The organism is Pauljensenia sp. UMB3104 (genome assembly GCF_030217285.1).
Classification (GTDB): domain Bacteria; phylum Actinomycetota; class Actinomycetes; order Actinomycetales; family Actinomycetaceae; genus Pauljensenia.
In genome coordinates this window covers 189,155-195,388 of the sequence record NZ_JASONN010000003.1, presented here as the reverse complement: position 1 = coordinate 195,388, position 6,234 = coordinate 189,155, and the positions used below count along the sequence as shown (strand labels likewise).

Annotated in this window: 6 protein-coding genes; 3 read left to right on the top strand and 3 right to left on the bottom strand. The window is 62.9% G+C overall.

Translation table 11 applies throughout. The features are described 5' to 3' along the window. Positions 1–268: 268 nt before the first annotated feature. A complete protein-coding gene (locus QP415_RS03025; protein WP_285098592.1) occupies positions 269–1,234 on the top strand; it encodes a Fic family protein in 966 nt (321 codons plus the stop codon). A gap of 230 nt (positions 1,235–1,464) precedes the next feature. On the opposite strand, the gene QP415_RS03020 is transcribed toward QP415_RS03025, so the two are convergent. After that, positions 1,465–1,692, bottom strand: a complete 228-nt coding sequence (locus QP415_RS03020) for a hypothetical protein (protein ID WP_285098591.1) — start codon at positions 1,690–1,692, stop codon at positions 1,465–1,467. 376 nt (positions 1,693–2,068) lie between these two features. Between QP415_RS03020 and QP415_RS03015 the strand changes: the two genes are divergently transcribed. Beyond that, positions 2,069–2,938 carry a hypothetical protein gene (locus tag QP415_RS03015; RefSeq protein WP_285098590.1) on the top strand — a complete coding sequence of 290 codons (870 nt, stop codon included), beginning with the start codon at positions 2,069–2,071 and terminating at the stop codon, positions 2,936–2,938. 42 nt (positions 2,939–2,980) lie between these two features. Here the strand turns inward: QP415_RS03015 and QP415_RS03010 are convergent, their stop codons facing one another. Further along, positions 2,981–4,126 (bottom strand): ADP-ribosylglycohydrolase family protein, encoded by a 1,146-nt coding sequence (locus QP415_RS03010; protein ID WP_285098588.1) that lies wholly within the window; start codon positions 4,124–4,126, stop codon positions 2,981–2,983. 248 nt (positions 4,127–4,374) lie between these two features. On the opposite strand from QP415_RS03010, the gene QP415_RS03005 reads away from it, so the two are divergent. Next, a complete protein-coding gene (locus tag QP415_RS03005; RefSeq protein WP_285098599.1) occupies positions 4,375–5,508 on the top strand; it encodes a glycosyltransferase in 1,134 nt (377 codons plus the stop codon). Here the strand turns inward: QP415_RS03005 and QP415_RS03000 are convergent. Next, positions 5,505–6,221, bottom strand: coding sequence for a TetR/AcrR family transcriptional regulator (locus QP415_RS03000; protein WP_285098586.1), 717 nt, complete (start codon positions 6,219–6,221; stop codon positions 5,505–5,507). The two genes, QP415_RS03005 and QP415_RS03000, sit on opposite strands and share 4 nt — an antisense overlap. Positions 6,222–6,234: the final 13 nt, after the last annotated feature.

Here is a 6,234-nt window from a genome sequence, read left to right as displayed (position 1 = left end):
GAAGGATCACACGGTGACCGCACCCATATCAAACGGGCCGACCACCACACGGTTACACCACTATGCGGGACACTACTGTTCCTGGGGGAGCTCGTCTCCGGGCATCTCGAGGTGATCCCGTATCCGAAGGCAACGAGCGTGAAGAGCTAACTTCGAGGAGGCCTCGTCAATGGACGAGGCCTCCTGCCGTTGTGTGGGTCATCTGCCCTTTAGTGCCACGCGATTACCGCCAGTGGCGGTATAATTGTGGCGGTAATAGGAGGTGGTCATGGCCTACGAACCGTCATTTGAACGCACTGACGCGATCGATGCGCTGTGCATGGAGATCGCTGAACTCGTCGGCATGCTGTCGCCTCAAGCCCCCTTGTCGACCAGCCCGATGCTGCGTCGGGAGCTGCGGATCCAGACGATCTACTCCTCGCTCGTCATCGAAGGGAACAAACTAGACGAACGCGCGGTGAGCGCGATTATCGACGGCAAGCGGGTTCTCGGAGACCGGCGCGACATCCTCGAAGTCGAAAACGCGCGCATCGCCTACGATCTCGTTCCTGAGCTGGATCCTCATTCGGTGGAAGAATTGCTGCGGGTTCATCGCGTGATGATGGGCGGCCTCGTTCCCGATGCTGGGCGCTTCCGCTCCGGTAATGTCGGTGTGTTCAACGGGGATACCCTCATCCATGCCGGGACTCCGGCTGTCTACGTCCCCGAGGTCATGGCAGGCCTCTTCGAGTGGCTGCGTACGACACGCCTGCACCCGCTGCTTGCCTCGTGTGTCTTCCACTTCGAGTTCGAGTTCTGCCACCCCTTTTCAGATGGGAATGGCCGGATGGGACGGCTCTGGCAGACGCTACTGTTGTCGCGGTGGCGTCCGGTGCTGGCCTGGGTGCCCATCGAGTCTGCGATCAGGAGGCGGCAGGCTGGATACTACGAGGCCTTGGCTCGCTCGGGCGCGGCCGGCTCGTGCGAGGATTTCGTGGAATTCATGCTCGAAGCAATCAGGGAGGCCATACTTCCGTACGCGCGGCCCGAGAGTGCAGCAGATGCGGAGCGCGCCCGCGCGCTTGCTTTCCTGAGCGATAACTCGCGCTCCACTGTCGCCCAGCTCGCGCAGTACCTTGGCTGCTCGAAGCGAAGCGCAGAGCGCATGGTCGCGCAGCTCAAAGAGGAAGGCTTCCTCGAACGCCAGGGTAGTCCCCGGTCGGGTGAGTGGATTGTTCGCGCTACCGCGCCCTAGGTGTGGATTCAGCAGTTGTCGTGCTGGTGCGGGGAGAAACCTTGTTCCTTCAACGTGACGGCGATGTGGTCGAAGCGCGTGGGCGTCACCTTGATGATGTGCACGACGAAGGGCGTAGCGTGGAGGCATTCCACGGGGATCCCCGCAGATCGCAGGCTAGGGCGCACGTCGTTGAGGCACTCCACCAGGAAGCGGCGGCAAGTGGCTCCTGTTGTTGATTGCTGAGGCCTTCAGTCGACGTCCTCGTGCCAGATCTGGCGCATGGGAACGCCCTTGTCGAAGGTGCGGGTTGAGCCGTCCTGGAAGGTGACCTCGACCTTCTCCTTGTCCTCATCCTCCGGATCTTCGATCCAGTCGACCCAGTCGATGGCGGGGGAGAGGGTGCCGTCCTCCCAGACGATTTGATAGCCCTGACCCAGTAGCTCGGACATGACGTCCTCGATCTTGTCGGTGTTCACGGTGGGCCTCCCTCGCATCGGTGCGTGGGTGCGCTACAGGACTGCGTGTGGTTGAGATTCAGCTTAGCCGGGATATCGCAGTGGGTTGGTCCCGGTGCTCAGTCCTGACCTCGTGGTGGGGAGGATGAACGAGGTCTGGGTGTAGTTGGTCGTGTAGTGAGCAGAATGCATCGATGGCCGACAGAAATAACCTCAAGGCGGCGGTGATGGGATGTCACGAAACACTAGCCTTGTTTAGTAAGTGAATACCGGAAAAGGTTGTAGTCTGCTCTTGGGACACAGGACTGCCAGTCGTGGACAAAATGACACTGGGGCACTGTCGCCCACAGAACAGTGATGATTGCTCGGCGATATATGGACGTGAAGGAGCGTTGCAATGAGTGGAGTAGAAGTAGCAGAGGAAACCTCGAAGAAGACGGGGAAGGTGAAGTACATCGTTGTTGCGGGCGTTCTTGCGCTCATTGCTGTTGTCGCCTGCGTCTACGTGTTTGTCATTGCCCCTCATAACCGGGCCGTCAAGGCGTTCGAGGCGGCAGCTGCACAGGTGCAGGAGAAGAACAGTGCGCTGCAAACCGAGATTGATGCCGCTCAGCAGTCGCTCGATAAGGGGGACAAGCCGCTTGATGTGGCGACGCAAGATGCTCTAACGGCTGCAGTGGCCGACGCTGGCCTTACGCTCAGGGCGGTTCCCGAGATGCCCTCGTCGACCTCCGATATTGAGGCGGCGACCGAGGCACTTAAGCAGCCGCTCGACTACACGGCCCAGTCCAAAGCCCTCGCGGATGCTTCGCAGGCCTTCGACAAGAGCGTTCGCCAGCTCGGACAGGTGACGGCTCCTTCCCAGGATTTCGTGGTGTCGCGTCTGGGGAAAGTGCCTGGGGTGTCGGACATCGAGCCTGTCACCGAAGGCAATGACCCCAACAGGCAACTGAACAAGGCTGGAGGCTACACGGCGGCAGTCTACTTTCATTTCAGTGGCGTAGAGGGAGTTGAGGGAGTCGATTCAACGCTACCTTCGATTCAGATTGGAACCGACAGTGGAGGGTGCATTGAGGTCTATCGAACCGTCGAGGATGCTAATAAGCGAAATAGCTACCTGGCGAGTTTCGATGGGCAGGGAGTGTTTGATACGGGGTCACACAAGGTGCTGGGTACGGTCATCATCCGGACATCGCACTATCTGACGGCGTCGCAGCAAAACGCCCTGACGGACGAGATCGAGGCCATTCTGACCGAGCTCGACTAAAGACTCGCGCCTTATGGTGAACTGACTAGGGACACTCCATCCCTAGTCAGTTTCCTCTTGTGGGCCTTTCCCGATGTCTGGGTTCCGCCTGCGCCAATACGCGTAATCGCTGTAGATGTACTTGTGTTCCCACACTGGATTACTCGGGCCCCAATCGGACATTGGACAGTCTGTGGTGACGTCGTCGGCGAGCTCGAGGATGACATCGACGAGCTCGAGCCTGTCAACGAACCTGTCGGGGATCGCGCTGAAGCCAATACGTGCTCCCACCAACATGCCTGCGATCGCCGCAGTTGTGTTGGAGTTGCCTCCGTGGTTGGCAGCGAAAGTCATCGCTCCTGCAATGTCGTTTTCGTGGCGCAGTGCGCAGAGGAGGCCGATCGCTAAAGCCTCCTCGGCGACCCACCCCTCGCCGAGGGAATGGATGGCGTCCAGGTCACTTGAGGCTGAGGAAGCGAGCGACACCGCCGGGCGGATGCTCCGCAACAACTCGTACACGACCGTGGTGCGGGAATCGGGGAAGGTCTCCTCCAGAGCCTTCAGTGTTTGGTTGACGGCCTCGGTGATGGAGAGCTCCTGGTGAATGATGAGTGAGATGATGAGGGCTAGTGCCCCCGACGATATCCAAGCAAGTTTGTGGCCGTGTGTGAGGGCAGCCGTGTTTGCCGCCAGGTCGAGAATATAGGCGGGGTCGTCGGAGTAGGACAGGCCAATGGGAACGGCCCTCAGCAGGCATCCGGAGCCTTTGGAATCATTGACGGGCTCATCCATTGAGCCGAACTTATCGGAACTAAAGACCTTCATGGAGGTGGGAGAAAGAGCGCGCTGTGCGGACGACGAAGGGTAGGCGCTGATCCATCCCACCCGACTTCGGGATGCACGTTCGGTTGTCTGCACCCGGTACCAGTCAAAGTAGAAAGCGTCGAAATACTGGTACACAGGGGCCATGATCCCGCGCAGGGCTCCTCGCGTGTGAGCGAAGAGGATCCCATTTGCGCTGAGCAGCATGAGTTGTGTGTCTGCGGTGATACGCGCGGTTCCGTTCTCGTCCAAGTCGTAGTCGGTGATTCCGCGGAGCCCGTAGCGTTCGGCTATCGCGGTCTCTGAGAGTCTTTCGACCGGGTAACCCAGTGCGTCTCCTGCGGCGCAGCCGATCATTGCTCCTCGGATGCGATCTCGCCGGTCCATGGGTGCCTCCTCGCGTGGGTTCTGACCGTGACCAGAGCCAGTTTACCGGTCAAGGTTTTGTAGTGCTCCTGAGCAATCTGACCTGGGCTTGTGAAGGTCTTCGTCGTTTTCGCGGTGATCTGCGCGGACGTCGCCCCGGCCTCGTTTGTCAGGTGACACGAGGCCGGGCGGGGTTATGGCGCTCTGTGAGTGTCTGCGCCGTGTTGCGAGCGGCGTACCCTTGAATCGTGAAGGTTCTCGTCGTTCCCATGGTCGCCCGCTCGCGGATGGGCGGGCCGTGGTCGCGCGCGCAGCGCGTCGCCCGCGCCTTCCGGGATGGTGGCCACGAGGTCACGCTCGCGTGGGGAGATGACGGCAACTGCGCGGATCCCATCGCTCCGACGCTCGAGATTCCGGTGCCCTCGCCCCTCGGCCTTCCCGAGGCCATCGCCCGCCACACTTTCCCCCTGGCCTCGCGCCTCGGACTCATGGGCCGCAAGCCCGTGCGCAGCTTCGAGGAAGTCCTCTGGCTGACCGGCGCTCTCGACGAGCGCTACACGCGCGCGGCCGTCGATACGCTCCGCGCCCAGATGCGAGCCGCGCGCCCCGACGTGGTCTACTCCGAATTCAGTCTCGCCGCCGTCATCGCCGCCCGCGCCGAGGCCATCCCCTGCGTGGGCAGCAGCTCACAGCCGACGACCGCCTCCTATGCTTCCAACCCGCGCAAATCCGCGGGCATTCGACGCCTCCTGCGCGAGATGGGCATGCCCGCCCCGGCCTCGTCCCTGACGGTCCTTGAGGGGATGCGGCGCCGCTTCATCCCGAGCTGCCCGACCCTGGAACCGCGCCCAGGGGAGCGGGCCGTCTACTGCGGGTTCCTCGACGAGCCACCCGCCCTGACAGCGAAGAATCGCGACTGTGCCCTCGTCTACCTCGGCGCGGGAAGCGTCCCCGCGGGCGTCGCCGTGCGCGCCGGGCGAGAGCTCGCCGAGGCCCTCGGATGCGACGTGTACGTCGCGGGCGTGCCCGAGGCCACCCAGGTCTCAGGTGGTTACACGGTGTACTGTGCGCCCCGCTTCGACTTCGCCGAGCTCCTGCCACGCGCCTGCGTCTTCGTGCACCATGGCGGGCAAAACTCAATGATGGACGCCCTGTCCTCCGCCGTCCCCCAGGTCATCGTCCCGGGTCGCGTCTTCGAACGCCAATTCAACGCCGAGGCCGTGGACAACGCGCGCTGCGGCCTGACCGTGCGCGCTTCCCAGCCGACGCTCATCGCGCGCGCCGCCCGCCGACTCGTCGATGAACCGGCCCTGGCCTCGGGAATCCGGGGACTGCGCGAGGAACTGTCCTCTCTGGGCGGCACCAAGCGCATCGTGCGCGAGGTCGAAACACTGGTCAGCTAGGCCCAGCCGCGCAGGATCGCCTCCAGGCCGCGCTCAAACTGGGCGTTGAAATCGTAGCGGCCGTCCAGAAGGTCCTCGATGAGCGGGCGCAGCGCCTGCGCATCCTCGGGATCGAGGGCAGCGCTCGCGGCCGACAGGTCGACCGGCTGCTCGGGGGAGCCGCCCACGGGCGGAACGACCTCGGCGGCGACGAAGGCCGTCGTGTAGATCGACACGGCGTTCACGAGCCCCAGCATGTCCGCGTTCGGCGTGAAACCGCGCCGGGCGAGCGTCACGAACACGCGAGCCAGGAGCGCGAGCTGCTCGGGCGTCGACATCGGGTGCGTGAGCAGCAGCATGACCGCGCCCGGGTGGGAACGCAGCGTGGAAGCCAGGCAATGCGCGTAGGCGCGCATGTACATCAACAGGGGCGAGGCCGGGGCTCCGTCGGTCGGTGCAGATGCCTCGGGTGTGGGCGTCGATTCCGCGCCGACCGCCCCGTCGTCCACGCGGCCCAGGAAGGCCTCGAACGTGAGGCGCCAGACCTGCTCGGCGATACCCTCTAGGAGCGCCGCCTTGTCGGGGAAATGGCGATAAAAAGCGGCCTGGGAGACGCCGAGGCGCTTACCCAAGGACCGCAGGGACAAAGCGGAGAGCCCCTCCTCGTCGACCAAGTCGAGCGCGCTCGACAAGATGATGTCTCGCGATAGTGCGCGCTGACGTGACGACGGCATGGACTCTCCGCTT

Coding starts and splice junctions, on each gene's coding strand:
- QP415_RS03005 (WP_285098599.1), top strand. CDS start 4,375: ATGGTCGCCCGCTCGCGGATGGGCGGGCCGTGGTCGCGCGCGCAGCGC.
- QP415_RS03000 (WP_285098586.1), bottom strand. CDS start 6,221: ATGCCGTCGTCACGTCAGCGCGCACTATCGCGAGACATCATCTTGTCG.
- QP415_RS03010 (WP_285098588.1), bottom strand. CDS start 4,126: ATGGACCGGCGAGATCGCATCCGAGGAGCAATGATCGGCTGCGCCGCA.
- QP415_RS03015 (WP_285098590.1), top strand. CDS start 2,069: ATGAGTGGAGTAGAAGTAGCAGAGGAAACCTCGAAGAAGACGGGGAAG.
- QP415_RS03025 (WP_285098592.1), top strand. CDS start 269: ATGGCCTACGAACCGTCATTTGAACGCACTGACGCGATCGATGCGCTG.